The organism is Brevibacillus sp. AG162, assembly GCF_006715575.1.
Taxonomy (GTDB): Bacteria; Bacillota; Bacilli; order Brevibacillales; family Brevibacillaceae; genus Brevibacillus; species Brevibacillus brevis.
On record NZ_VFNO01000002.1, the window covers coordinates 898,251 to 923,420 of the forward strand.

28 protein-coding genes and 1 pseudogene are annotated in these 25,170 nt (G+C 46.0%); 5 read left to right on the forward strand and 24 right to left on the reverse strand.

Annotation, left to right across the window (positions count from 1 at the left end):
• Window positions 1-52: 52 nt before the first annotated feature.
• The 4 genes from blaBBI to FB479_RS09125 all read right to left on the reverse strand — a co-directional run bounded on the left by blaBBI (window position 53) and on the right by FB479_RS09125 (window position 4,213).
• Window positions 53-967, reverse strand: a complete 915-nt coding sequence (gene blaBBI, locus FB479_RS09110; RefSeq protein WP_142064382.1) for a BBI family class A beta-lactamase — start codon at window positions 965-967, stop codon at window positions 53-55.
• Between the two features lie 235 nt (window positions 968-1,202).
• Window positions 1,203-1,601: a penicillinase repressor BlaI gene (blaI, locus tag FB479_RS09115; RefSeq protein WP_106655722.1), complete on the reverse strand. Its 399-nt coding sequence runs from the start codon at window positions 1,599-1,601 to the stop codon at window positions 1,203-1,205.
• 43 nt (window positions 1,602-1,644) lie between these two features.
• Entirely contained in the window at window positions 1,645-3,414 is a 1,770-nt protein-coding gene (locus tag FB479_RS09120) for a BlaR1 family beta-lactam sensor/signal transducer (protein ID WP_142064387.1), read from the reverse strand.
• A 229-nt stretch (window positions 3,415-3,643) separates the two neighbouring features.
• Entirely contained in the window at window positions 3,644-4,213 is a 570-nt protein-coding gene (locus FB479_RS09125) for an FAD-dependent oxidoreductase (RefSeq protein ID WP_142064390.1), read from the reverse strand.
• Between the two features lie 162 nt (window positions 4,214-4,375).
• On the opposite strand from FB479_RS09125, the gene FB479_RS09130 reads away from it, so the two are divergent.
• Together FB479_RS09130 and FB479_RS09135 are read left to right on the forward strand one after the other, a co-directional pair.
• Complete coding sequence (locus FB479_RS09130) at window positions 4,376-4,915, forward strand: hypothetical protein (RefSeq protein WP_142064393.1); 540 nt, start codon at window positions 4,376-4,378, stop codon at window positions 4,913-4,915.
• 178 nt (window positions 4,916-5,093) lie between these two features.
• Entirely contained in the window at window positions 5,094-5,627 is a 534-nt protein-coding gene (locus FB479_RS09135; RefSeq protein WP_106655726.1) for a hypothetical protein, read from the forward strand.
• A gap of 58 nt (window positions 5,628-5,685) precedes the next feature.
• Here the strand turns inward: FB479_RS09135 and FB479_RS09140 are convergent, their stop codons facing one another.
• The 6 genes from FB479_RS09140 to FB479_RS09170 all read right to left on the reverse strand — a co-directional run bounded on the left by FB479_RS09140 (window position 5,686) and on the right by FB479_RS09170 (window position 11,252).
• On the reverse strand, window positions 5,686-6,216 hold the full coding sequence (locus FB479_RS09140) for a GNAT family N-acetyltransferase (RefSeq protein WP_106655727.1): 531 nt from the start codon (window positions 6,214-6,216) through the stop codon (window positions 5,686-5,688).
• Window positions 6,217-6,622: 406 nt separating this feature from the next.
• Window positions 6,623-6,940: a cytochrome o ubiquinol oxidase subunit IV gene (cyoD, locus tag FB479_RS09150; protein ID WP_106655729.1), complete on the reverse strand. Its 318-nt coding sequence runs from the start codon at window positions 6,938-6,940 to the stop codon at window positions 6,623-6,625.
• Between the two features lies 1 nt (window position 6,941).
• Window positions 6,942-7,544 carry a cytochrome o ubiquinol oxidase subunit III gene (cyoC, locus tag FB479_RS09155; RefSeq protein ID WP_106655730.1) on the reverse strand — a complete coding sequence of 201 codons (603 nt, stop codon included), beginning with the start codon at window positions 7,542-7,544 and terminating at the stop codon, window positions 6,942-6,944.
• Between the two features lie 2 nt (window positions 7,545-7,546).
• Window positions 7,547-9,517, reverse strand: coding sequence for a cbb3-type cytochrome c oxidase subunit I (locus tag FB479_RS09160; RefSeq protein ID WP_142064396.1), 1,971 nt, complete (start codon window positions 9,515-9,517; stop codon window positions 7,547-7,549).
• A 23-nt stretch (window positions 9,518-9,540) separates the two neighbouring features.
• Complete coding sequence (gene qoxA / locus FB479_RS09165; RefSeq protein WP_142064400.1) at window positions 9,541-10,527, reverse strand: cytochrome aa3 quinol oxidase subunit II; 987 nt, start codon at window positions 10,525-10,527, stop codon at window positions 9,541-9,543.
• A gap of 512 nt (window positions 10,528-11,039) precedes the next feature.
• Window positions 11,040-11,252 (reverse strand): hypothetical protein, encoded by a 213-nt coding sequence (locus FB479_RS09170; RefSeq protein ID WP_106655867.1) that lies wholly within the window; start codon window positions 11,250-11,252, stop codon window positions 11,040-11,042.
• A 266-nt stretch (window positions 11,253-11,518) separates the two neighbouring features.
• Here FB479_RS09170 and FB479_RS09175 point away from each other — a divergent pair, with 266 nt between their 5' ends.
• A complete protein-coding gene (locus tag FB479_RS09175; protein WP_255438324.1) occupies window positions 11,519-13,147 on the forward strand; it encodes an ATP-binding protein in 1,629 nt (542 codons plus the stop codon).
• The gene (locus FB479_RS09180) at window positions 13,140-13,859 is read left to right on the forward strand and encodes a response regulator (protein WP_106655869.1); all 720 of its coding nucleotides are present in this window, start codon (window positions 13,140-13,142) and stop codon (window positions 13,857-13,859) included. Before FB479_RS09175 ends, FB479_RS09180 begins: the two co-directional genes overlap by 8 nt.
• Before the next feature lie 28 nt (window positions 13,860-13,887).
• Here FB479_RS09180 and FB479_RS09185 read toward each other — a convergent pair whose 3' ends face one another.
• The 12 genes from FB479_RS09185 to FB479_RS09240 form a co-directional block, all read right to left on the reverse strand.
• Entirely contained in the window at window positions 13,888-14,853 is a 966-nt protein-coding gene (locus FB479_RS09185) for an EamA family transporter (RefSeq protein WP_142064406.1), read from the reverse strand.
• Between the two features lie 19 nt (window positions 14,854-14,872).
• Window positions 14,873-15,325: an Lrp/AsnC family transcriptional regulator gene (locus tag FB479_RS09190; RefSeq protein ID WP_106655871.1), complete on the reverse strand. Its 453-nt coding sequence runs from the start codon at window positions 15,323-15,325 to the stop codon at window positions 14,873-14,875.
• Between the two features lie 234 nt (window positions 15,326-15,559).
• Window positions 15,560-16,342, reverse strand: a complete 783-nt coding sequence (locus FB479_RS09195; RefSeq protein WP_142064409.1) for a class I SAM-dependent methyltransferase — start codon at window positions 16,340-16,342, stop codon at window positions 15,560-15,562.
• Window positions 16,343-16,357: 15 nt separating this feature from the next.
• Window positions 16,358-17,881, reverse strand: coding sequence for a tripartite tricarboxylate transporter permease (locus FB479_RS09200; protein ID WP_142064412.1), 1,524 nt, complete (start codon window positions 17,879-17,881; stop codon window positions 16,358-16,360).
• Window positions 17,882-17,893: 12 nt separating this feature from the next.
• Window positions 17,894-18,355: a tripartite tricarboxylate transporter TctB family protein gene (locus FB479_RS09205; protein WP_142064415.1), complete on the reverse strand. Its 462-nt coding sequence runs from the start codon at window positions 18,353-18,355 to the stop codon at window positions 17,894-17,896.
• 81 nt (window positions 18,356-18,436) lie between these two features.
• Window positions 18,437-19,471, reverse strand: a complete 1,035-nt coding sequence (locus FB479_RS09210) for a Bug family tripartite tricarboxylate transporter substrate binding protein (RefSeq protein ID WP_142064418.1) — start codon at window positions 19,469-19,471, stop codon at window positions 18,437-18,439.
• 202 nt (window positions 19,472-19,673) lie between these two features.
• Complete coding sequence (locus tag FB479_RS09215) at window positions 19,674-20,741, reverse strand: AbrB family transcriptional regulator (protein WP_142064422.1); 1,068 nt, start codon at window positions 20,739-20,741, stop codon at window positions 19,674-19,676.
• Window positions 20,742-20,923: 182 nt separating this feature from the next.
• Complete coding sequence (locus tag FB479_RS09220) at window positions 20,924-21,796, reverse strand: LysR family transcriptional regulator (RefSeq protein ID WP_142064425.1); 873 nt, start codon at window positions 21,794-21,796, stop codon at window positions 20,924-20,926.
• A 2-nt stretch (window positions 21,797-21,798) separates the two neighbouring features.
• Window positions 21,799-22,500 (reverse strand): TerC family protein, encoded by a 702-nt coding sequence (locus FB479_RS09225; RefSeq protein WP_106655878.1) that lies wholly within the window; start codon window positions 22,498-22,500, stop codon window positions 21,799-21,801.
• 140 nt (window positions 22,501-22,640) lie between these two features.
• Window positions 22,641-22,937 (reverse strand): hypothetical protein, encoded by a 297-nt coding sequence (locus FB479_RS09230; RefSeq protein ID WP_255438325.1) that lies wholly within the window; start codon window positions 22,935-22,937, stop codon window positions 22,641-22,643.
• Window positions 22,938-22,948: 11 nt separating this feature from the next.
• Window positions 22,949-23,404, reverse strand: a complete 456-nt coding sequence (locus FB479_RS09235; protein ID WP_142064431.1) for a hypothetical protein — start codon at window positions 23,402-23,404, stop codon at window positions 22,949-22,951.
• Window positions 23,405-23,448: 44 nt separating this feature from the next.
• Window positions 23,449-23,670 carry a hypothetical protein gene (locus FB479_RS09240; RefSeq protein ID WP_142064434.1) on the reverse strand — a complete coding sequence of 74 codons (222 nt, stop codon included), beginning with the start codon at window positions 23,668-23,670 and terminating at the stop codon, window positions 23,449-23,451.
• Window positions 23,671-23,755: 85 nt separating this feature from the next.
• On the opposite strand from FB479_RS09240, the pseudogene FB479_RS09245 reads away from it, so the two are divergent.
• Window positions 23,756-23,993 (forward strand): annotated as a pseudogene (locus FB479_RS09245) (hypothetical protein).
• Between the two features lie 62 nt (window positions 23,994-24,055).
• Here FB479_RS09245 and FB479_RS09250 read toward each other — a convergent pair.
• Together FB479_RS09250 and FB479_RS09255 are read right to left on the reverse strand one after the other, a co-directional pair.
• Complete coding sequence (locus FB479_RS09250) at window positions 24,056-24,397, reverse strand: GRAM domain-containing protein (protein ID WP_142064438.1); 342 nt, start codon at window positions 24,395-24,397, stop codon at window positions 24,056-24,058.
• Window positions 24,398-24,536: 139 nt separating this feature from the next.
• Window positions 24,537-25,073: a GNAT family N-acetyltransferase gene (locus FB479_RS09255; RefSeq protein ID WP_142064441.1), complete on the reverse strand. Its 537-nt coding sequence runs from the start codon at window positions 25,071-25,073 to the stop codon at window positions 24,537-24,539.
• Window positions 25,074-25,170 lie beyond the last annotated feature (97 nt).

Sequence of the window (25,170 nt, forward strand, 5' to 3'; positions counted from 1 at the left end):
GTAAGTATGCACCGTTGTCTATCATCTGGTGATCACCTCACTGGTTGATCTATTACGGTTTTGCAGCCGTCAGTGCTTCAACAGCAACCTTGGTAGCTTCAGCAATGAGCGCATCATCATAAGTGGCGTCCTGCTTATCTCTGCTAGACAACACTGCAATGACAATGGGCTTTTTATTCGGTGGCCATATAATACCTATATCGTTTCGCGTTCCATAGCTTGCGGCTCCCGTCTTATCTCCGACCTTCCAGTCTTTGGGGACACCCGCCCGAATCAACTTGTCTCCCGTCGTGTTGCCTTGCAGCCACTCGATAAGAATCGTCTGCTTGTCAGACGGCAGCACATCCCCTACCGTATAGGCTCTTAAGCTCGTTGCAAGTGCTTTCGGTGTGCTTGTATCGCGAATATCTTCTGGTTTAGCCTCGTTCAATTCTGTCTCATAGCGCTCGGATGTCGTCACACTATCACCAATCTGTCTCAGGGCTGATTCAAAGCCTTTAGGTCCACCCAATTCTTTGAACAACAGATTTCCCGCCGTGTTGTCACTATAGCGAACCGCGGCGTCTGCAACCTCGCGAAGAGTCATCCCGGTCGCTACGTGTTTTTCTGTGATGGGTGAATAAGTCACGAGATCATCCTTCGTGTAGGTGATGACTTTGTCTAGCTCTTCCAACGGTTTCTGATGCAAGACTGCACCTGCGGCTAAAGCCTTGTACGTAGAGGCAAAAGCGAATCGTTCATCCTGACGGTAAGCAACTGCCAAATCTGTTTCGGTGTCAATCGCATATACGCCGAGCCTCGCATCAAACTTGTTTTCCAGCGCAGCGAACTTTATATCCATAGCAGATGCTGGCGTTTCCGTTTTTACGACAGGTGCTTCTGGAGAAGAGCAACCAGTGAGCGTGAGAAGCGTGAGAAAAATCGTTTTCACTGTGAATCCGAACAGTCTAGATTGATAAACTTTCATGGATGACAAACCTCTTTCTAAGAAGATATAACCCCGGTATTACATGCGTAATACAGTACTACATTTGTAATCAACAGATTTCACGATAATATTACACGCGTAATCCACTTGTGTCAATCTCCTTTTTCTCGCAAGGAAATGTGCTGCATCCATCCTTTTTTGAAAAAAAGACGCCCTTTCAAGAAAACTGGATAACCGTAAATGGTTTTTCCCAGTCAGCTTGAAAGGGCGCACTCTATTTTTTAGGATGATCGGTCGATGCTTGTTTCGCATCCAAAATGGAACGTAGCTCCTGAATCTCCTCGTCCGACAAAGATTCCTTCTGAATGAATTGGACGAGCATTGATTTTAGAGCCCCGCTGTAAATCCGCTCCAAAAATGACTTTGCCTCGGCGTGCTGGCATTCATTTTGTGAGTACAACGGATAAAACGTATAGACTCTTTGGTTTTGATTGACTCCAACGGCATTTTTTTGAACCAAACGATTCAAAAGAGTACGTACTGTTTTTGGGTTCCAATCCGTTTGACCTTGCAAGGAGGAAATAATCTCGTTGGCCGTCAGCGGTGACTTTTCCCATAGCACGTTCATGACTCGCCATTCCGCTTCTGAAATACTTGGCATGGATGTAGACACGGAAGTCTCCCCCTTTCGAAAATAATGACTGTAAGAGCAAAGGCTAGTAGAGACCTTTCGCTTTCAAAATAGACAAGGTTATTTCTGCTGCTGCAGGTCCATTCGCGTCATCTTCGTTTTGTATATTTGTAGCAAAGAAGTAGGTGCCTTCCTTGTTCTCTACATACCCGACAAACCAACCGTTCACATCTTTTTGATTGACGGTGCCCGTACCTGTTTTCCCGGAAAGGATCGAACCCGCCTTTTCCGATAACCGGATGGAGTCTTTCACCGCCTGGATATTGTTTTCTTGAAAGCCAATCTGGTTCGTATAGAACGCTTTTAATATTTGTACCTGCTCCACCGGAGAAATCTTCAAGGAAGATTCTATCCAATATTCGCCGATTCCACCAGATGTATTGGTATTCCCATAGTTCAATTGTTCCAGAAAAGCTTGAATCATATCCGGAGAGATGCTCTTATCCATCTCTTTAAAATACCAGTTCGTGGAGTTTCGCATCGCTGTCAATAGATCTTGATCCCGGTTCCACTGCTCATATGGATAGTGGATTCCATCCCATTTGAACAAGGAATCTTCGCTCGAAATCACACCGGCCTCCAAACCAAACAAGGAGAGAAAAATCTTGTAGGTGGAGTTCGGTGAAACTCGTTGTGTACTTCCTGCCTCGTTGTAGATCCGATACTGGTCGGCTTTCAAATCATATAAGACAAAACTGCCTTCGAAGCCACCGAAATAGTTGTCCAAATCCTCGTAAATGGTTCGATCATGTTGAAAATGATAGCGACTGCGATCGTCGGCTAGAGCGGAACCAACCAGAACCTGACTGGCAACCAAAACGACCATCATGAGAAAAATGACTGTACTTTTCAACTGCAACAGCTTTGATTCGGCCTTGTGGGATGCGATTTTCTCGATTCGTTTTTTAACTGCCTTCTTGGAACCGTTTAACTGATTGGCCAGAACGACATTGCCGGCTCGACTTTCTTTATCCAAAAACTTAATGATGGTATGACCATATTCCACATAATTTCTCTTGTCTAAAAAGTTCAACACAGCTACATCACAAGCAATTTCACGGTCCACTCTCATTTCCCGAAAAGCAAGCCAAACCAATGGATGGAACCAATACAAAAGCTGATACACGACGGTCACATAGTTCATGACGATATCATGGTTTTTCTGGTGCATGAGTTCATGCAAAAAGATGTACTTCATTTCATTGATCGACAGCCATTCATCAAAATGACTGGGAAGGACAACATACGTCCTAAAAACGCCAAACGTCATCGGAGATTTGACCTGATTGGATTCTGCCAACACGATGTGCCGCGTTATTTTTACATCCTGCTTGCATTGTTCAAACAAATCGATAATTTCTTGATTGGTGATCACAGATGCTGTCCGCTTGATCTGCTGGATTTTTAACCAGGCTGATGACGTGATTAAAGCACAAACGATCATGCCGACTACCCATATGCTGACGAAAATCGTAGAAAAGGAGTCCGGTGTATAGCGACTTACCGACAACGTTAAATCCTGTACCCAATTCGCATTTTCAAAGGCAGTAGCTTGCGCAGCGAGCGTCGAGCTGCCAGCTTCATTACGCTGATTCATGCCTGAAACAAAAAGATTTCCAAAATCAAAAAAGGATTTCGGGATAAAAGCTGGCGTCAAAGCGACCAGCAAGAGAAACCACAAATTGTACTTCCATCTAGCCGACAGCTGGGAGCGAAATACTTTTCGAATCAAGAAAATAAGTGCGATCGTGCAGGAAGAAACGATCACGCTTATCACCACATGGTTGACGAACATGCTACCTGTCTCCCTCCCTTCTTACACAGGGCCATCTAGATAAAAATAGAATCCGTATCAATATTTCCAGAGCAACAGGAACGCTCTTCAACCTGACAGGATTCTTCTCTTCGCATAGCACAATTAGCTTCATTATGTCAAAAACGAGATCACGATACAAGTTTTCGTCAATTGGAAGAAAAAAGAAAACACCTTCTTTACAATGGTAAGAAGGTGTTTCTAACCTGATTTAGTTTGTTTTCAAAACATCGTGGTCGACGTAACGCTCGCCATTCAGTTCACTGATGACATTGATTGCAACCTTGGCGCCATCACCAGATGTAATAATCGTATGTACGCTAACTCCCGCGCACGTGCCTGCTGCCCAAATTCCTTCGATGTTCGTCTTCCCTTGTACATCGACATCGACTACGGTTTTAATCCGTGGCTCTGTACCTTCTTTGGTTTTTACCCCAATCGCTTCTGCCAAAGTCACGAGCGCTCCAGTTGCAAGAATCACATGCTTAGCCTCAAAGCTGCCTTTTTCCGCTGTCTCTACGAGAAAGCCTTGCTCTGTTTTGGTAATGTTGCTCACTTGATCGGCTACCAGCTCCGCACCGAATTTCGCTGCTTGCTTCTTACCAATCTCAATGAGATCTGGGCCGGAGATTTCCATGATGCCGTAGTGATTCTCCATCCACGCGCGCTTGGTCATGCTTTTGTCATTATCAATCAGCAACGTCTTCTTACCTGCTTTTGCAGCAAACAGCGCTGCACTTCCTCCCGCCGGGCCTGCTCCAATAATTACGATATCAAACAAAGAAATCTCTCCCTTCCAAAATAACTTTCACAACATAATTATATACTAAGTATGGTAAAAGTAGCAATATCTTTGACAAGTTTATGATGTCTATTGGAAAAATATTTATTATTATAAGGTTAAAAGCATGAAGTTTCAGATAAATGGAACTTGGTCTAAGGAGTGAATCCTATCGAACTGCGAATAGGTTTTGTGATCGGAAAAAAATTGGATTTGAAAAGAATCGACGAGATTTTATACACCCATGAAAACAAACAAGCTGCATCTTGTAAGGTAGTATTAGATTTTATGGAAATGGACCCAGATATTTCCTTGAATCGTCCCTTTTCTTCCACCGAAGAGGTACCCATTAAAGATCCCGATCTCCTTGAAGCTGAACTTTCCCAGTTGTATGATTTTGTATGGGTTGAAGTATTAGGCGGCATTGAGAGGCACGGGCACCCTTCCGTTACTATCTCTGATATAGAATATGAAGGTAAACTCATCCATACGTTAGACAATAGAGTGCTAATCTTTTTACGAGATATCATTATTGACAATCACGGGAGAGAACTGCTTAGGAAAATCTGCCACGTCCCAAAACCATTACAATGGCTCGCCCTCCCAAAAAAGGACGGAAAAACTCCACCCCCAGACTATATTCTTGACGAGATGGAGCAATGGGTTCGCAAGTTGATTGCATATGAGGTAGATGATAAATAGGAAAGGGCTATCTCAAACGTCATACAAGCTGACGTTGAGATAGCCCTCTTCTTTCACGAATCTCGCGTAAATCCAGATTAATATTACGAGAAAAAAATCAATTTTCAGAACATTGGGGAGAAGATTAATGTATAGATAATTGAGGTACTTCGATTTTCTCTTCTTCAATAAGGAGTGAATGACAATCGAACTGCGAATCGGCTTTGTGATTGGCAAAAAAATTGATTGCAACAAAGTCCGGGAGATTTTATACACCTATGAAAACAAACAAGCTGCATCTTGCAAGGTAGTATTAGACTATATGGAAATGGACCCAGAGATTTTTTTAGATCGTTCCTTCTCTTCCACATGTCCAGTCCCTATTAAAGATCCCGATCTCCTTGAAGCTGAACTTTCCCAGTTGTATGATTTTGTATGGGTTGAAGTATTAGGCAGTATTGAGCGGCATGGCCACCCTTGCGTTACGATCTCAGATACAAAATATGAAGGCAAGCTCATCCATACGTTAGACAAAAGAATGTTCATCTTTTTACGAGACATCATCAGTGACGATCAAGGAATACAACTTCTTGAGAAAATCTGCCATGTACCAAAACCATTACAATGGCTCGTCCTCCCAAAAATAGACGGAAAAACCCCACCCCCAGACTATATTCTAGATGAGATGGAGAAATGGGTACGCAAGTTGATTGCATACAAGATAGATGAATAAATAGGGAAAGGGCTATCTCAAACGTCTTGTAAACGGACAATGAGATAGCCCTCTTCTTTCACGAAGACCGTGTAATCCAGAATCGGCGAATGACCAAACCATCATCGTCTGTACATTCCGACTCAAAGACGCCCCCGTTCTTCCGAATCGTTTTTTCCGATCCAACATTATCATAATCACAAATCAACAATACTTCGTTGATACCCAACTCGCTCGTGATGTTTAAGGCTTGCGCTAAAATTTCCGTCGCATATCCTTTGCCTCTCTCAGAAGGTCGGATACCATATCCGATGTGCCCGCTGTTTTTGTGTAAACGCTCGTTGAGACGATGCCGAATATTGACCACACCCAATATACGTTGATGCTCATTTACGAGCCAATACGTTGAATGAGGAACATAGCCATCCGGAAGATTTTCTTCGTTGCTCTCCCCCTCCAGAAATTCCAGATACGCAGCAAAATCATAGGGCTCTCGATCCACCACCCACGGTACGATAGGCTCTCCACTTTCTTTCCACTCTTCGTAAAAGGAAATATACTCTGCTTGAAGTTCTGCACAAGGCTTCGTTACATACAGTTGCCCAGCCATCGTCTCGCTCCCCTTGCATATTTTGGCGTAAAATTCTTTCTATTATAGCTGCAAGAAGATAGTGTTACCAGCTAAACACTTTTTTACCTTCTTGAATTACTTCCATTAGTTGACTAAAAGCCGCGTAGGAAGAAGCGCATTTCCAGTCCAAGCGCCTCTGGAGCCCAACTCAGCTTCGGTAAAAATGGCGGGGAATTTCAGCTTCATTTATGGAATCCTTCATCGAAACTACAACGTTTGAAGCGCTCCCGCCATTTTTTCCGAAGCGGACAGTCAATCCCCCTTGCGGGGCGTAGGCCGAAGCGTAGACTGGAAATGCGCTTCTTCCCTTCACTACCGCTACTATCAAAAAAACAAAAAAAACGCGGCACAAGCAACGAATCGCCTGTGCCACGCTCTTAACTGATTAATATTTGTTAAACAACATGATCCAGAGGGAACCTGCAACGATTGTAAATACAATCACAAGTCCAAGAATCAATGTCTGTACGTTGTAGCGCGGTTTTTCTCCTTCGCGGATGTGCATGAAGAAGACCAACTGAACTACGAACTGCAAGACCGCCATTACCAAGATCGCGATCACGGTCGCCGTTTTACTCAAAATCTGGTTCATGACCAGTACGAGTGGGATAATGGTGAGCACGATCGACAGGATAAAACCGATCACGTACTCTTTCATCGATCCGTGACTATGATGTCCGCCATGGTTTTGATGTTGTGCCACCTTACATCACCCCCATCAAGTAAACGACTGTGAAGAGGAAGATCCACACAACGTCAAGGAAGTGCCAGTACAAGCTCAGGTTGGTAATTTTGCGGCGAGTAACCGCGGTGATTCCACGACGCTTCAACTGCATGATCAGCGCAGTCATCCAGAACAGACCAAGCGTTACGTGCAATCCGTGCGTACCAACCAGTGTGTAGAAAGCGGACCAGTAACCGCTAGTCGCCATGGTTGCGCCTTCGCTCATCAAGTGCATAAACTCAGTAACTTCCAACACTACGAACGACAGTCCCAAAAGACCAGTTACAGCCAGCCAAGCAATCAGCTGCTTGACATTGCCTTTGTTCATCGCCAAGACAGCGAGACCGCTGGTAAAGCTACTTGTCAACAAGATAAAGGTCGAAGCAATAACACCTGGCAGCTGGAACAATTCCTGTCCAGTTGGTCCGCCAGCAAAGCTATTCATCATTACCGCATAGGTTGCAAACAATGTACCGAACAGCACGCAGTCTGTTACAACGAAAATCCAAAAACCAAGAACCTTAAGTTGCTCATGCTCTTCATGATGGTCGTGGCCGTGACCATGGTCATGATTCGTAGCCATCGTTACACCACCCTCCCCAGTGAAGCCTCAGTGCGACGCACTTCCTCCACCGGTACGTAATAATCCGTGTCGTATTGGAAGGAGCGTGCCCACATGCATGCGAATACTCCAATGAATCCAATAACGGCCATCCAAACCCATCCAAATGTGAAACCAAAGCCTACCAAGAACCAGAAGTTCGACATGATAAACGGAATTCCAGAGTTCTTCGGCATATGAATCGGCTCCAGTTTCGCCGGTTGTTCTTTATAGGTGCCATTTGCTTTTGCTTCTTTTGTTGCCCACCAGTCATCCATTTCTTTCACTTGTGGTACAACAGCAAAGTTGTAGAACGGTGCAGGTGACGGAATCGACCACTCCAGCGTACGACCATTCCATGGATCGCCTGTCGTGTCGCGCTCACCATGCTTGATGCTGTAAGCGATTTGCCATACTTGGAAGATGAAACCGATACCCATCATAAATGCCCCAACAGTGGATACCAAGTTCAGGTCTTCCCAACCGCGATCCCAACCGTACGTATAGTAACGGCGAGTCATACCCATGAAACCGAGCGCGTATTGCGGCATAAAGCACACGTAGAAACCAATATTCCAGAACCAGAAGCCCCATTTGCCCAGTTTCTCGTCGAGCTTGAAACCGAACAGTTTTGGCCACCAGTAGTAAATACCAGCCAGGTAACCGAACACTACCCCACCGATCAATACTTGGTGGAAGTGGGCAACCAAGAAGTAACTGTTGTGATACTGATAGTCTGCCGGAGCTACTGCCAGCATTACCCCTGTCGCTCCACCAATTACAAAGCACGGGATAAAGGCAATGGTCCACAGCATTGGTTGTTTAAAGGATATCCGACCACGGTACATTGTAAACAGCCAGTTAAAGACCTTAACCCCGGTCGGGATCCCAACAACCATCGTTGATATCGCAAAGAAGGCGATAACACTTGCGCTCGTACCCATCGTGAAGAAGTGGTGAGCCCATGTAAAGAACGATACAACGGCAATGATCATCATCGCCCAAACCATTGATTTGTAACCGAAAATCTTTTTACGTGAGAACGTAGCTACGATTTCGGAGAAGATACCGAAAGCTGGAACTACTACGATATATACCTCAGGGTGACCCCACATCCAGATGAGGTTGAGGTACATCATCGGATTACCGCCGCCGTCCATTGTGAAGAAGTGGGCACCTGCGAAACGGTCAAGGAACAACAGAGCCAATGTTACAGTCAAAATTGGGAAAGCGAAGATAATCATAATGCAGCTGGACAATACGGACCAGCTAAACAATGGCATTTTGGAAAGCTTCATGCCAGGTGCGCGCATTTTGAGAATCGTTACGATAAAGTTAATCCCTGTCGCCAAACTACCGATACCGGAGATCTGAATCCCCCAAATATAGAAGTTCTGACCTGGTCCAGGGCTGAATTCATTCTGTGACAGTGGCGGGTAAGACAACCAACCAGCGTCCGGGGAGCCCCCGATTACGAACGAAAGGTTGAACAGCATCGCACCGAGCATAAACAGCCAGAAGCTGAGTGCGTTCAAGAACGGATACGCTACATCTCGAGCACCGAGCTGAAGCGGTACTACCATGTTGAACAAGGCAAACATCATCGGCATCGCCATGAACAAAATCATGATCGTACCGTGAGTTGTAAAGATGGCATTATAGTGTTCCGAGTTCAGGAACTCTACGTTCGGGAATGCCAGTTGCAAACGCATCAGCAGGGCGTCAACCCCACCGCGGAACAGCATCAGAAGCGATGCGATCAAGTACATAATACCAATACGCTTATGGTCAACTGTAGTCAACCATTCACGCCATAGCCAACCCCATTTTTTATACTTAGTCAGAACGAATACGATCGCAATGATAGTCAGTACAATCGATACGTCCGCACCGTAAATCAGTGGGTCACCTGTTACAAAGAACGTGGATGCAAAATCCTTAATGTTCTCCCACACGTGGTATTCCTCCTCCCTCTCGCCTAGTGGTTCATACTGGAATGATTCATTCCAGGCATGTTGTGCGATTCAGTCTTTTGCTGCGTATTTTGCGAAGTCTCATTAGAAGACTTGGCACCTGCAGGCGCAGGGGTATTCTCCATGACGTAGTCCATATCGTGACCATGGCCATATTTAGCAACGATCTCTTCAAACATTCCTTCTGGGAATGCAGAGTACGTAAACTTATCTGTCACACCAGGCTTGCGGAGTTCTTCATAATCTGCCTTCGTCATAGCTGGTGTCGTGCCTTTTACTTCTTTGACCCAGTTATCGAACTCTTCTTTCGGTTTTGCCACTACATTAAACTGCATTTTGGCGAAGCCTTCACCAGAGAAGTTGGAGCTAAATCCAGCGAATGTACCTGGTTCATCTGCTTGCAGATACAGCTCGGTAGCCATTCCCGCCATCGCATAAATCTGTCCACCCAATTCTGGAACCCAGAAAGAGTTCATCGGTGCATCAGCAGATACCTGGAAGCGAATCGGTACACCTGCTGGAATCTCCAGATGGTTAACAGTTGCGATATTTTGTTCTGGATACGTGAACATCCATTTCCAGTCCAAAGCCGTAACCTGAATGGTCATAGGAGCAACTTCTTTATTTGGGTTCTCTTTTAACACATAAACATCACGGACAGTAAAGTAACCCAGCAATGCAACGATAATAATAGGAATAATCCACCAAATTACCTCTAGGGTTGTACTGTGTGCCCACTCCGGCTTATAACTTGCTTTATTGCCCGGTGTATCCCGATAGCGGTATACAATGAAAGCGGTAAGCGCAATAACCGGAACGATAATGACAGCGACCAATATCGTGGAAATAATAATGAGATTGTACTGCGTTTCTGCTACAGGTCCTTTTGGATTCAAGACGAGGTATTCGCTACCACAGCCTGTCAGCAGAACGGTGCCCAACACTGCCAAGATCCAAAATTGGATATGCCTCAGCATTTTTCCTCCGCTCATTCTCCTAATCCCTCCTAGTCACAAACAACGAGCATGTAATACTTTGAGAGCGCAGTTCTTTTCAGGTGAACTTAGCCTCACATATGTCGATAGTGCAGTCACTCTCTATGGAGAGTTCTCGTGTATTCACACTTTTCGAGAGTTCCTCACAATAGAGGTTTTTTAACACAAGTGAACTTCACTATTTGCCGCATATACATACTATCAGAGTCAGCGAGCTTTTGTACTCGTTTTTAACGACGTTCAATATTTCGTAGCTTTTCTGTTACAAAGTGTTCACATAGCATTCACGAGTTGATCATATTCTTGTTAGGATTCTCCTCTAATGAAGTCCACCACCCATTTTTGGTCATCTCACCCAATCTGGAATGTCAAGGTTTCTTTTCACTTTTAATAAAAAAATCAAAAAAACGCCAGCGCATTTGGCTGACGGTAAAATTCCGTATAAATAAAAAAACCTCTCATTTATAAGAAAGAAAATGAGAGATTTCTATGGGACTATTTTTATCTTGTTAGGCGTCAGTTCCTTTTAGTGTCATCAAGCGAAACACCGTGCTCATAATGAAGATATTCATACCAGCGATCAAAAATCCGATCGACACCATCAACGGCAAATTCTGCGATCTGAAATCGCTTGCAGTGAAAGCCATAATCACAGCACCAACAAATAATACTGTCCAAGCCATCCATCTTAATACATCTGCTGCTTTTCGATCGTTATTCATAACACAAAACCCCTATCATTATAGATTTTTTGCGTGACCGTTTTTGTTTTATGCTCTTATTGTAACATAATATTCACTTGTTGTTCATATTTTGTTCATTTTTTTATAAAAAAATTGTCAAAACTTTTTTCATAAACCTATTGGCTATCGTGTTGTTATCTTTTTACTTTGTGTCACAAATGTGAAGGCGTTATTGTTATAATGAATGGAGTAAACGGTTTCATACATTTATCGCATCTTGATCTGTCATCGAAGGTGGTTTGCCCATGGTTCATACACCCGAAAAAGCCCGCATCAGCCTTTTGACCCAAATGGTTCTGCTCATTTCCATCGTTGTCCTGATCAGTATGGGGATAGGGACTGCCTTATTTTCCTTCATATTAGATGACATTTTGGATCGTTATATTGGACAGCAAGCCATGACGGTCGCCAAGCTGTCGGCCATGGACGAACGCATCATTGCAGCCTTCGAAAACGATCATCCTTCCAAAGTGATTCAACCGATAGCCGAAACCATTCGGAAGGAAACGGGTGCCAGTTATGTGGTGATTGGAAACAAGGACGGCATTCGGTACTCTCACTACGACCTAAAGCAGATTGGATTACCGATGGGAACCAGCAATGACCCCGTCTTTTTAGAAAACCGCTCGGTCATTTATCGGGGGACAGGCATTTCAGGTCCAGCCATCAAAGCGAAAACACCGATCGTCAACAAGAAAGGCGAAACCATCGGCGTCTCCTCTGTCGGCTATGTTATGAGTGATGTAGAGAAAAAGGTCGCGGAATACAAGGAAAGGGTCGTCGCCTTATCCCTTGTGCTGCTGGTTATCGGAATTATTGGTGCTATTATCATTGCCAGACGAGTCAAGCGATTGATCTTTGGTCTGGAACCAGAAGAAATCTCATTTTTGTTTACGGAAAAAGCAGCTATTCTTGAATCGATTCGCGATGCTACGGTAGCAGTCGATATGCAAGGGCGTGTCGTCTCGATGAACAAGCGCGCTCGTTCCCTCCTTCAAGAGGATTTGACCGTAGGGAAATCGATCGCTAGTCCGCAATTGCGCGACATCATTCATTCCGTCAATCGAAATACGCAAGAAATGAACTACAAAATTTTGCTGGGGCACGAAATTTTTATAACCGACTACTCTCCTATTTTGAGCAATAATGAAATCAGAGGCGTGGTCTTCACATTTCGTCCAGAGTCTGAAATCGAGCAGCTCACCGAAGAAATTACGAAGATCAGTTCCTTTTCGAACAATATGCGTGCACAAAATCACGAATATTTAAATCGTTTGAACACCATTTACGGTCTACTCAAGCTAAAAGAGTACGACAAAGCAATCGAACTCATCAGCGATGAAGTAAAGGAACGGCAGGATATTCTCGCCTTCATTATGAGTTCAGTCAAAGAGCCCTTCATCGCAGCTTGTCTGCTAGGGAAAATCAATCGCTCCAAAGAGCTGAAGGTATTACTCGAAATTGATCAGGACAGCTATTTGGGGAATGTACCTGACAGCTTGGATACAAAGGTATTGGTCACGATTCTCGGCAATTTGATCGACAACGCGATGGAAGCTGCCCTCGAATACAAAGGCTCTGACGCAATGGTTCACGTATCCTTTACTGATTTAGGTGGCGATATCATTTTTGACATCGAAGACAATGGACATGGGGTCTCAAAAGAATTGGAGCCTCACATCTTTGAAAGCGGTGTCACTTCGAAATCAGGTGAAAATCGAGGACTCGGTTTGGCTATTGTGAAAAACGCGATCGAGCTGTTAGAGGGGCAAATCTCACTCGGAAAAAGTGAACTTGGCGGAGCTCGTTTCACCGTCGTCGTCCCCAAGAAGTGGGACAATGCAACTAGAGAGGAGGCAATCCACGATGTCTGAGAAACCCATTACCGTCATGATCGTGGAAGATGACGAAATTGCAGCTAGAATCTATGAACAATTCACAAGTAAACTGGAAGGATTCCAGATTATTGCCACGGCCACGACTGGAAAACAGGCATTGGAGATGCTTCACGTCGTTACCCCGGATGTTCTGCTCTTGGACATTTATTTGCCAGATATGAACGGGATTGACCTGTTGCGTGAAGTACGGAAACATTTTCGCGGGATCGATGTGGTTATGATCACAGCCGCAAACGATGTGGAAACCGTGAGAGAAGCGATACGTGGCGGGGCGTACAGCTACATTATCAAGCCGATTATGATCGATAAATTCATGTCTACCTTGGAGCAATATGCAAATACGAGACGCCAGTTGCAGCAGCATACCACCATTGATCAAACAGCAGTGGACAAGCTGTTTACAAAAGCCGCACACACTCCTGCTGCCAAAACCGTGGAGACTGTCACCACGCTTCCGAAAGGCATCGACAAGCTGACGTTAAAGCTGATCCGGAACAAGATGCAGGAGACCACCCAAAGCATGAATGCCGATGATCTGGCTGCACTGGCTGGCATGAGCCATTCGACGGTGCGCAGATACCTCGAATTTCTCGTCTCTGTTAATGAAGTAACTGTCGAGACGTTCTATGGAACCGTCGGACGTCCGGAACGAAAATACCGCTGGGTGCCGCAAAAAACGGCCAAATAATGCCTGATCACAAAAAGAAGGGGAAGCTTCATTTATGTACCTGAAGCTCCCCTTTTTCTTTTCTTGCTACCGGTTGTGTCGCACCTGGACTCTTTTCCCGAAACATTGTGATGATGACAACGGATGCGATGATCATGACAGCAGCAATCAAGGTTTGGCTTGTCAATTGTTCATCAGCGATCAGCCAGCCCAGAAATACTGCGACAATCGGGTTCACATAGGCGTACGTGGAGACCAGGGAAGGCTCTGCATTTTTCAAAAGCCAAATGTACGCCGTGTAGGCGACAATGGAACCAAATCCAACTAAATAGCCAAAGGCAATCCAGGACCGCAGGGTAATCTCCGATAGATGCAGCTTCGTCCAATCGTCGAGAAACAGCGACGCGATCCCCAGCAAAATTCCTCCGATGATCATTTGCAAGGCCGTCGCCATCACAGGTGATGCTGGAAGCTTTGCATAGCGCGAATACAACGATCCCACTGCCCAACAGATCGAGGCAAACAGGAGCGCCAAGATTCCGATCGTGTCCATCCCTTGATTGCTTGTGCTCTCGGGATGGACAACCAGCACAGCGATTCCCGCCAAGCCAAATAGGATGCCTCCCATGACTCCAGCTGTTGGCTTCTTCTTGCTGCCACCGATCCAGTTGAAAACGAGAATCCATAATGGAACCGTAGCGATCAGCAAGGACGCGATTGCTGACGGTACCTTGAGCTGTGCCCATGCAACTACACCGTTACCTCCGAGAAGCAGCAACGCCCCAACAACTCCTGCTCCCTTCCATTCTGCAGCACTGGGCAGCTCTGCCCCTTTCCAACGCCCGATCAGGAACAGGATCGATCCCGCCAGAAAAAATCGAGAACCCGCCATAATAAAGGGTGGCATCGACTCAATGGCGATCTTCATTCCGAGATAAGTGCCTCCCCAAAACAGGTAGACCGCTAGCAATGCAATCGTAACGACAAATAATTTCGAATCTTTTGTTCCTGTCATTGTGTTTCCACCTTGGTTTTCAAATTTCTTTCCAGCCATCCTCGTAGATCGTTGACAAGATGAAAGTCGTGGAGGTTTCCAGTATTTCGTCATACTGTACCATTTCATCGATCAGATTGGTGATATCTTCCGGTGCCGTCGCACGTACTTTTAGCATCATACACCACTCTCCCGCGAGCCGCTGGCATTCGATGATGGTCACGTTCGGTACCTGAACGTTCACAATCTTTGCTGTGATTTCTTTGAAGTCCTGACATCTTGCTTTGACGAAGATCAATACCTTCAGCCTTTGCTCTAATTTTCGCCAGTCAATGATGCCTCGGTATCCCTTGATAACGCCATTCTTTTCGAGCTTGGCAACCCGTTGGTGGACAGCCGGTCGAGAGATGTGCAGCAGTTTGCTGATTTCCTCATGAGATATCCTTCCGTTTTCCTCGAGCAATTGAACAATTCTCAGGTCAACCTCATCCATCACATACCTCCTGTGGTTATAGTAGCATATTTTCCTTCATATAGACCATTCGTACTCTATATTGACCGAATTCAAACGAATAGTAAATACAGAGTAAGATATCCCCAAAAAATAATGCCAAAAACCGTCGTGAAAGCCCCTCTATCATTACGAATCGTTACTTAGGTACCCATACAAAAAAGAACAAGCCCCCGCTCGATTATAAGCGGGGACCAGCTTAGAGCATTGTCCTTATCATTCTGGTTTCTCAAACAACGCCATCCACTCATCAACTTGGATGGAAACGACTTGCTCTCCTTCTTTTTCAACTGCGAAGTAGGCTTGGATTTCCTCATCGGCGCTTGTGATATGCGCCGTTACTTGCTCAACCTGCTCCTCAGTCTCAGTCGTACGTCTGACCCAAGTCGCATACGGGAACGTCTTTTTACGGATGCGAGAATGACTCTCCACTAGTCCCACTTGCTCTATCCATGCTAACCATTCGGAGCGTGAGTAGCTTCGTACATGACTGTGATCTCGAAGTTTCTCCAGTGTATTCACAAATTGATCGAGCTTTTCATCCTCTGCTGCGATATTGTCGATCAGCACGAATTTTCCACCCGGCTTTAGGACACGGGCCACTTCTTTTACAAACGCCTCTGGGTTCGGGAAGTGATGAGCCGCGATTCTGCACCCGACTGCATCAAAGGATTCACTCAAAAACGGAAGTGCTTCCGCATCCGCAACTACATAAAAGACATTGCTTGCGTGAGACTTCAGATGGTTTCGTGCGGCTGCAAGCATCGGCTGTGTCAAATCAGTCGCAAAAGCTTGACCGACATGTGGAGCGATTGCCTTGGTAAGATGACCGCCGCCCGTTGCCACATCGAGAAACACCCAATCAGACGAAGGATTCAGCCAAGGTATCAGGAGAGCGAGATCCTCTCCCGTAGCATGCGTCTGGCTATTCACATACTTTTCGGCATTCGCACCGAACTGCTGTTTGACTTCCTCTTTGATCTTTTTGTCATCGCGCATGAGAATCGCCCTCCTCTATTCTTCGTTTACGATTACTTTCTTCCCTCTCATTTTCATGATCAAGGGAACGGTGATCCAGAGAACCGCAATAATCAGAAATACCAGGGAAACTGGCTTTTCAATAAAGATAGAAAAATCACCATTTGACGTCGTCAGCGCGCGCCGCAAATTGTTTTCAATCATCGGGCCCAAGACCAAGCCAAGAACGAGGGGTGCCATAGGGAAATCGTTTTTCGCCAAGAAGTAACCCACCAATCCACAGAAGAGCAGCAAGACCAGATCAAATACGGAGACACGGACTGCGTATACACCAAACACAGAAATAGCAACGATCATCGGGATCAAATACTTAGGCGGTGTCTCAATCAGCTTGGCAAACACCTTTACGAGCGGCATATTGAGGATCAAGAGCATCACGTTTCCGATGAACATACTGGCGATCAAGCCCCAAGCGATGGTTGGATGATCTTCAAACAAGAGCGGACCTGGCTGCACGTTGTACATAATCAGTGCGCCCATCAATACCGCTGTCGTCCCTGTACCCGGAATCCCCAAGGTCAGAAGCGGAATCATCGCCCCGCCAGAAGCTGCGTTGTTTGCCGACTCTGGAGCCGCTACCCCAGCGATTGCCCCTTTGCCGAATTTTTCAGGCGTTTTACTGATTTTCTTTTCCAGCAAATAGGCGAGGAAGGATGCCAGTGTAGCACCAGAACCAGGAACAATTCCTTTAAAAAATCCAACCAGTGATCCGCGGAGAATCGGTCCAGCACTTTCCTTCAAGTCTTGCTTGGTCGGTACAATTCGGGAGATTTTGGCGATCTCACCCTCATTCACATCCCGTTCGAGGATCGTCTTGAACACTTCCCCAAGCGCAAATACCCCTACGGCAATCGTCAAAAATTCCAAACCGGAATAAAGCTCGGGCATATCAAAGGTAAACCGCGCCACACCGGATACATTGTCCAGCCCGATCGTCGCGATCAATAAGCCGAAAACCGTCATCATCAATGCTTTGGTCACGGACTTGCCTGCCAGCCCGCTCAGTGCACATAACCCCAGGATCATCAGCGAAAACTCATCTGCCGGACTGAGCTTGAGCGCTACTTCTGAGAGTGGCTCTGCCAAAAATACCAGACCGATAAGCGAGACAAGCCCTGCAAAAAACGAACCAATCGCAGCGATGGAGAGGGCGACTCCCGCTCTTCCCTGCTTAGCCATCGGGTATCCGTCCAGTACGGTAACGACAGAAGATGACTCACCAGGTGTATTCAACAAAATCGATGTGGTAGAGCCACCGTACATCGCTCCGTAGTAAACCCCTGCCAGCAAAATAATGGCGCTGGTCGCCGCTGCTTCTGGCGGCAGTCCACTCGTCAACGAAGCTGTCACCGGAATCAACAAGGCTACGCCACTGATTGGCCCAATCCCTGGCAATACCCCAACTACTGTCCCGATCAAGACACCGACAAACGCAAAGATGATATTTTGCCATTGCAAGGCAGTGGCAAATCCGTTCAGCAAATAGTCAATCGCACCCATTTCATCCACCTCCTACAAGCCTAACCATGTTGGTAAACCGGGCAATGTGCCATCGAGAACTTCCACGTACAACAAGTAGACGCCGAACGAAAACGCACCGGAAATGAGCACGCTGTTGAGCCATTTCCCTTTCTGCATCGTCTGAAATCCAACGATAAGGAAAAGGAAGGTGCTGATCACATAGCCGATTTCCTCCAAAAGCAATACATAGAATAATGCCGCGACAAGAATGATGAGGAACCGTTTGTAATCGAGCTTTTCCTTCTCTTTCTTGCCCTCTTGCTTGTATTTGAATGTCTCATAAAATAATCGCAGGCTGAGCAGAATCAGCAGACTTCCAAGTCCCATCGGAAAAATGTTTGGTCCGACATTGCTTCCGTAAGCGCTCGCCGAGATGTTTTGGCTTCCGACCACAAATGCTACGCCCAACACGAGAAAAATCAGACTGGCGAAGCGATCAAATGTTTTGCTCACGTATGTTCCCTCCTGTTCGTACAAGAATCCAGAATGAAGGAGGAGAAGAATCGCTCCTTCTCCATCCCCCATCAGACCTTTTTATTTCGCCATTCCGAGCAAGCTCAGGATTTCCTTGAACATTTTTTCTTGCTCACCCAGATAGCTCTTGAAGTCTGCACCGTTTTTGTAGCCATCGTCCCAGCCGTTTGCTTCCAGCTCTGCTTTCCACTCAGGAGCCTCTGTCATCGCTTTCAATTTTTGCTCCCAGTAAGCAACAGCATCTGGGGTCATATCTTTTGGTCCAAATACACCGCGCCAGTTGATCAGCTCCGTGTCATAACCGGATTCTTTGTACGTCGGGATATCCTTGAACATACCTTTCAAGCGCTCAGGGGAAGAAACGCCCAAGATTCTTACTTTGCCAGATTTCAAGTATTCACCCGAACCAGATACATCTGTAGCCAGTACGTCAGCATTGCCACCCAAGAGTGCAGCGATTGCTTCTCCGCCGCCATCGTAGGAAATGAATTTCACTGTTTTCGGATCAATACCCGCTTTTACGGCAGGCATCAGGAAGGTCAAGTGGTCAAGCGAGCCTGGGGCTGATCCTCCTGCAACAGTTACTTTTGTTGGATCTATCTTGACTGCTTCCATCAACGATTTCAGATCTTGATAGGGAGAATCAGCCTTTACCACGATGGCTCCATAGTCTTTGGTCAATTGCGCCAACGGAGTCATATCATTGTAGGAATGCGGGCTGTTTCCTTCTTTTTTCACATTGTTGATGACGATTGGTGTAGAAGGAAGCAGGAGCTTATAGTTGTTTTTCTTGTCCTGCGTCACGAAATCAGCCAAGCCTACAGCCTGTCCGCCACCTGGCTTGTTTTCGACGGAGATCGTCTTGTCTACCAGCTTCGTTGCTGACATTACCTTTGCGAGGGAACGCGCTGTTTTATCCAAGCCGCCGCCTGCCCCCGATGGAGCGATAACCGAGATAGGTTTTTCCGGGTAGGTAGAAGCTCCTCCAGAGGATGCTGTCTGCCCACCGCCGCCTCCACAGGCTGCGAGGCTAAGTGCCATTGCTGTTGTGAGGAGTGCTCCAGTCCACTTTGTCCATTTGTTTGATTTTTTCATCTTTATAACCCCCTCGATTGATAGCGCTTTCAAATAAGTTAAGGAGATCATAGCATTCGATAAAAATGCTTCCTAGTTTGTTCAGATAATTTGGATAAACACCATATTTATGATTATTTTCATTTTTTTCACACCAAAAAGACCTGCCGTTCCGATCCAGGAACGTACAGGCCTTACCATTGATTCGACCTCTAAAACTGCGTCAGGCGCTGGTCTCCTTTGGCTGTTTGATCCTGCTGTGGCGGTTCGTCCATGCACGAGCGCCGAAGGAAAACAGCGTAAGGACAAGGACCAAACGAAACAGATGAAACGCCGTCACTAAGAGCGGATCGGCTCCTGTCGCCAAGGCAGTCAAGCTCATTTCGGCGAGTCCACCTGGCACCGTAGCCAGAATCGCCGTCACGATATCGGTAGCAGTCACGTAAGAAATACCGATAGCAAGCGCAATCACCATGACGAACAAGAACAGGGAATGCATAAGACCGAACAGAAAGAATCGGCGGTTTTGGGCGATTTCCTCTCGTTTGAAGCCAAGACCAATGCTGACCCCGATGAATATTTGCGCTCCTTGGACCAAGATGCTTGGCAACACAGGACTCTCTCCCACAAGCGATGTGTTCATCGAAATCAAAGCGGTCACGAGCAAGGCACCTAGCAAGAATGGTGCAGGTATATAACAGCGTGACGCAATCAACGCTCCAATGACACCAGCCACAAGAATCATGACTGTCTGCCCAATCCCCAGCATGTGTTCTGTAGCAGCTGTCTCTATGGCAGCATGGGTAGGCAGAAATGTCACCAGATAAGGGGTACAAAGTACGACGCTGATCGCACGGATCGAGTGGAAAATCGTAATGACTTGTTGATTTCCTCCCGCCGTTTGCCCCACCGACACCATTTCCGATAATCCGCCGGGAATATTGCTGAAGATTGCGGTTATCCCGTCTACTCGGCAGACCTTGTAAAATATCCAAGCGTTTACCAAACTGATCAAGATGGTCAAAATCGTGGTGATGAGCATCAAACCGATGTGACCCGTCATCGTGTTGACGATTTCAGGTGTCATTCGCAGACCAAGGGTGATCCCGATCACTGTCAACCCTACTTGACGAAACCAACGAGGAATCCAAAGATTTTTGACTCCAAGCATATTACAGATAACTGTCGTGACTAACGCTCCTAGCAGCCAAGGAAGTGGGCTGTGGATGGTAGCAAACAGCCAACCTCCCAGTGATCCGAGCAGCAATGTAAACAGAATGCGCAGCAGCATAAGCGTTCCCTCTCCTACTATCCGACGTTGTATGAAGCTTCTAGGGTGGGGGTACACCTAGTGTAAAACAATTGTTCTCGCAGCAAAAATACAAAATGGTTATCGTTGGCGATTCCTTGTGTGAATAACAAAAAAACTGCCGGCTCCCATTCAGAGAGTTCCCAGCAGTTCCTTTTCCTTGCTTAATCGATGAATGCTATCTCACCCTGCTCCATAAAGCGCACAAATGCCTTGACCATTTGCAGGTCCATTGAGTCGGCATGATAAAACATCCAGGTACTTCGCTTGATCGGTTCCCCTTCTGCTGTGGTCAGCTCAATCATGTGCAGATCGTCTTTGCCATTCAGCACGCCTCGTGGAAGGATAGCGTACCCCAAACCGTTTGCTACCATTTCACTGCATGTATCAGCCTTGTCGACCTCCATGCCGATCAGTGGTGGTTGGGAAAATCGTTCGGTCCACCAGTCGTCCACTAACGCCCGCAGCATCGGATCGGTCTCATAGTCAATTCGCGGCAGGGTCGGCAGGTCATCGATATGAATGGGCTCCGTGGAAACGACATAGACCGATTCCTCGAACAGCAAGTGCTTTTGATCGGACCAGTTGTAGCTTCCCCGGACGAAGCCTACGTGCACGTCCTGATTATACACGGACTTGTAGACGTCTTTGCTCCATCCGGTCATCACCTTGTACTCGACGTTTGGATAGGCTTCCTTGAACTTTTTCAAGATCATCGGGAGCTTGTACCGTGCAAAATAGTTGGAAACCCCCAGCCGGAGCGTACCATTGACCTCGTCTCCCATGTTCAAGACATGCTCCTTGATATTGCGCAGTCTGAGGAGCATTTCATCCGCACATTTAGCCAAATACTCGCCTTGAGGAGTGAAATGAACGCCTCTACTCCCCCGTTGCACGATCTGAACGCCAAATTCTTTTTCAATCTGCCGCAGTCTTTTGGTCAGCGCAGGCTGGGACAAATACAAGCTTTCGGCTGTTTTTGTAATGTTTTGTTCCTGGTACAAGGTTTGGAGAATGTACCAATCGCGATATTCCATAGCTATAGTGTCTCCGCATGATTATTTGTCACTTCTTTATTTAACACATTTTTCTCCTTTCTTTTCAAATAGTTTCCAATCACGATCACCAGAAGTGCCAATGCTACCGGCAAAATCATATGCAGCGAAGGCATTACCCCCTCCAGGAAGCTGCCAACGGCTTTGTCTCCTACAATCATTTCTCCTGCTGTATATCCGAGCAAAGCCGCCCCCAATAATACGATGATGGGAAACCGGTTCATCAGCTTCATCAGCAGCTGGCTTCCCCAAATGATGAGCGGAATGCTGATGGCAAGACCGATGATGACCAAAACCAGGTTCCCGTTCGCTGCTCCCGCTACGGCAATGACATTGTCCAGACTCATAATCAGATCGGCAAAAATAATAGTTTTGAGTGCCTCAATAAAGCTCGATCCGCCACCAATGTGACTGTCCTCATCTTCACCTTTTAACAGCTTGACCGCAATCCAGATGAGCAAAAGTCCTCCGACTACCTGGACAAACGGGATTTTCAACAGCCAAATGGCAATGAAGGTAAGGATGATCCGCAGTCCGATTGCACCGAAGCTCCCCCAAAAAGTGGCTTTTTTCTGCAGCTCTGGACTCAGGTTGCGACAGGCAAGAGCAATAACGACTGCATTGTCGCCGCTCAGGACCAGGTTGATCATAATGATTTGTAGTAAGCTAAGTAAGTATTCTGTCATGATGTCTCCCTCCAATATTGCTGATACTGACAATAATAGACCTATCTTTTCGTTAGTGCAGTATTATTTCTATTATTTGCATATATTTTTTTTGAAAGCGCTTGTTTGAGAATAGAAAAAACCTGTCAGTCAAAGACAGGCTACTTCTTGTATCCATACACAGAATAATCCGCCCGCACTTTTCGAATCGCTAGCCAAACCGGCAATCCTCTCGCTACCCAACGCAAGGCGGACATAATATTTTGTTCATTTTCAAACTGCTCGACAATGATGAAGGTCTTTTCATTGATGTACGTCTGCAGCTCCTCCCAGCCCATTGCCGAATAGCGGTCATTACCGTACGTTTTCAGCGCCAAAAAGTCTTCGCGTTTTGGGTCCTTCAGCTGGAGGAGATGTTGAATGGCTCTCGCGCATTCAGGATGAATGGTGTTATTCATGATGCCATGCCTCACTTTGGTACGGGATGACTTTTTTCCAGCACCTGATATTTTTTGCTTTCTTTCCTGACGATTTCGATTGCGATTTTGTTCTTATCTGGTACGTCTTTTATCGTGTAGTATGTACTGCCCGGGATGTAGTAGGGAGTATCCCCCTCTCTGAACTCCTCCCATTCGCCTATTCTGCTGACTACCCCAAGCTTGCTATCTAGATTGGTTTCATTTAGCTCCTCTTCAATCGGAACGTAATAGATTCCATCATGAACAAGGTATTCAAAAGATCTTTCCTCTGATTTTTCAAACCAATTGGCATCTTGCGAATCTAAATTTGTAGTTTCCATGGTGGGAAGAAGAGGGGTTGCCTGTTGCGCTTTGATCGAGTCTTCCATTTTGACGATCCCCATGCCCGCACTGCCAATTCCAAGAACGCTCATGAAAAGAATGACAAAAAGCCATTTACGATTCATCCATCACCCACCACCCAGCACAAGATACACCATCTTCCTCCATGTTAAACGATCACAGCAAGCTTCGCACGCAAATAAAAAAGGCCATCATCACTTTGGTAGGATAACGACCTTTTGTGCTTCTGCTGATTCAGTTTTTCTGCTCGAGTCTTCGTCGTCCGTTGTCTCATGTCAGTGAATGCAAAGATACTTCTGTTGAGCTCTGGGTTTCTTTTGCCTTCACGGGCCAGCTTTTCCCGTTGCTTGCGTGCTGCGCTTTTTGCCATTGTCTTTCACTCCTTTTTACGGCTCTTACAATAAATACCGTCCTTGATGTTATCATAGAACGCTTCCTGTGTGGTTGCAACGAAAATAGTGAAATTGCCTATAACTCTTGTCCGCGTGGAAAACCAAGTGTATTCCAATCGGGTTCTGCGCTCTGAATTCGACCGAAACTGGCGTACGGTAATCTCCAGAACTGGTTACGTTATTTATATTGCAACAGCGAATCGGGCAAAAATCACTGTACTGCTCTCAGATGGATCTAGTATTGGTTGGCGGTGGGGGTACCAGTCATTATAGCAAACCGCATATTGCAAAGGACTTGTAAGATGTGGGAATCGCCCTGCTCAGTATTGCTTGTGGCAGGGCGATTTTCATGGAACGGATAGCTCACCTCGTCTTAATGATCACCGTCATTTTTTGCTTCATTTTTGTATCCTGAATCATTCCGATGATCTCCGCTCGTTTCCACACAACAAATTTATACTCTTGTCCGTTATGCATCTTGATTTTCATTCCGTTTGGGATCACGAACAACGTATTCCGCTTTTCAACTGCCGCAATATCTTTCAAGTTTAATTCGAGAGGTTGTGTTTGAATATTGAGACTGTGTGGTTGAAAATAGAGTCTTTCACTCGTAATCGTTAACCTCCCACCTACTCCTTCCATTCCTCTGAATAGGTTTGCCGCTATATTCTCTTGCACGATCGATTCGTTTCCCCTGAGTTCCATTGCTCCCTTTTTCCCCTCCGACATACGATTCGTTTTTTCTCGAATTGGTAGGCACTTCATATTACCATAATTAGGAATGGAGAGACACAGTAGATGGCTTCAACGATCTACTGCGCTTCTTTTCATGAACAATCCCTACCTATTCAAAAAAAGCACGAGAGTATTCAACAACTCCAGAAACATTGGCCAAGGCATTTTCTCGCAGCTCCAATGCCATAAATACCTCATCCGGTACTTCGAAAGGTGCTTTTATTCCCCATCGAGAAGCTTTTTGGAAGCCAAACTTCGGGTAATATTCGGAGTGCCCGAGGACAACAACAGATTGGTATCCCAGTTCTTTGGCTTTTTGGAGGGCTTCGAGAATTAACTCCTTTCCTATGCCTTTGCTTTGGTGATCGGGCAAGACGGAAACGGGGGCGAGCGCAAGTGACTCTATGCTCTGATTGTCGTTGCGAATGTTTATTTTCGACAAAAGAATATGTCCCACGATCTTTTGATTCTCTTCATCAATCGCGACTAGAGATAACGCAGGGATGAATGCATCCGATTTTCTGATGCGAGACACCAATTCATGTTCTTTGTGATCGGTGAACTCCGCATTCGCGAATGCATTTTTTACGACCTGTTCAGTAACGGAATAATCATCTACCTGTTCGACTCTAATCCTCATGTCCATTGTTCACATCTCCTATTCGCTACCGATTGTGTTGCCCATATGTTATCACATCTATACGGCAAAACACCCTGCTCGTATGCCTTGAGCAGGGCGTTTC

Coding starts and splice junctions, on each gene's coding strand:
- blaBBI (WP_142064382.1), bottom strand. CDS start 967: ATGAAAGTTTATCAATCTAGACTGTTCGGATTCACAGTGAAAACGATT.
- FB479_RS09120 (WP_142064387.1), bottom strand. CDS start 3,414: ATGTTCGTCAACCATGTGGTGATAAGCGTGATCGTTTCTTCCTGCACG.
- FB479_RS09135 (WP_106655726.1), top strand. CDS start 5,094: ATGACAATCGAACTGCGAATCGGCTTTGTGATTGGCAAAAAAATTGAT.
- FB479_RS09140 (WP_106655727.1), bottom strand. CDS start 6,216: ATGGCTGGGCAACTGTATGTAACGAAGCCTTGTGCAGAACTTCAAGCA.
- cyoC (WP_106655730.1), bottom strand. CDS start 7,544: ATGGCTACGAATCATGACCATGGTCACGGCCACGACCATCATGAAGAG.
- qoxA (WP_142064400.1), bottom strand. CDS start 10,527: ATGAGCGGAGGAAAAATGCTGAGGCATATCCAATTTTGGATCTTGGCA.
- FB479_RS09170 (WP_106655867.1), bottom strand. CDS start 11,252: ATGAATAACGATCGAAAAGCAGCAGATGTATTAAGATGGATGGCTTGG.
- FB479_RS09175 (WP_255438324.1), top strand. CDS start 11,519: ATGGTTCATACACCCGAAAAAGCCCGCATCAGCCTTTTGACCCAAATG.
- FB479_RS09180 (WP_106655869.1), top strand. CDS start 13,140: ATGTCTGAGAAACCCATTACCGTCATGATCGTGGAAGATGACGAAATT.
- FB479_RS09185 (WP_142064406.1), bottom strand. CDS start 14,853: ATGACAGGAACAAAAGATTCGAAATTATTTGTCGTTACGATTGCATTG.
- FB479_RS09190 (WP_106655871.1), bottom strand. CDS start 15,325: ATGGATGAGGTTGACCTGAGAATTGTTCAATTGCTCGAGGAAAACGGA.
- FB479_RS09195 (WP_142064409.1), bottom strand. CDS start 16,342: ATGCGCGATGACAAAAAGATCAAAGAGGAAGTCAAACAGCAGTTCGGT.
- FB479_RS09200 (WP_142064412.1), bottom strand. CDS start 17,881: ATGGGTGCGATTGACTATTTGCTGAACGGATTTGCCACTGCCTTGCAA.
- FB479_RS09210 (WP_142064418.1), bottom strand. CDS start 19,471: ATGAAAAAATCAAACAAATGGACAAAGTGGACTGGAGCACTCCTCACA.
- FB479_RS09215 (WP_142064422.1), bottom strand. CDS start 20,741: ATGCTGCTGCGCATTCTGTTTACATTGCTGCTCGGATCACTGGGAGGT.
- FB479_RS09220 (WP_142064425.1), bottom strand. CDS start 21,796: ATGGAATATCGCGATTGGTACATTCTCCAAACCTTGTACCAGGAACAA.
- FB479_RS09225 (WP_106655878.1), bottom strand. CDS start 22,500: ATGACAGAATACTTACTTAGCTTACTACAAATCATTATGATCAACCTG.
- FB479_RS09230 (WP_255438325.1), bottom strand. CDS start 22,937: ATGAATAACACCATTCATCCTGAATGCGCGAGAGCCATTCAACATCTC.
- FB479_RS09235 (WP_142064431.1), bottom strand. CDS start 23,404: ATGAATCGTAAATGGCTTTTTGTCATTCTTTTCATGAGCGTTCTTGGA.
- FB479_RS09240 (WP_142064434.1), bottom strand. CDS start 23,670: ATGGCAAAAAGCGCAGCACGCAAGCAACGGGAAAAGCTGGCCCGTGAA.
- FB479_RS09250 (WP_142064438.1), bottom strand. CDS start 24,397: ATGGAACTCAGGGGAAACGAATCGATCGTGCAAGAGAATATAGCGGCA.
- FB479_RS09255 (WP_142064441.1), bottom strand. CDS start 25,073: ATGGACATGAGGATTAGAGTCGAACAGGTAGATGATTATTCCGTTACT.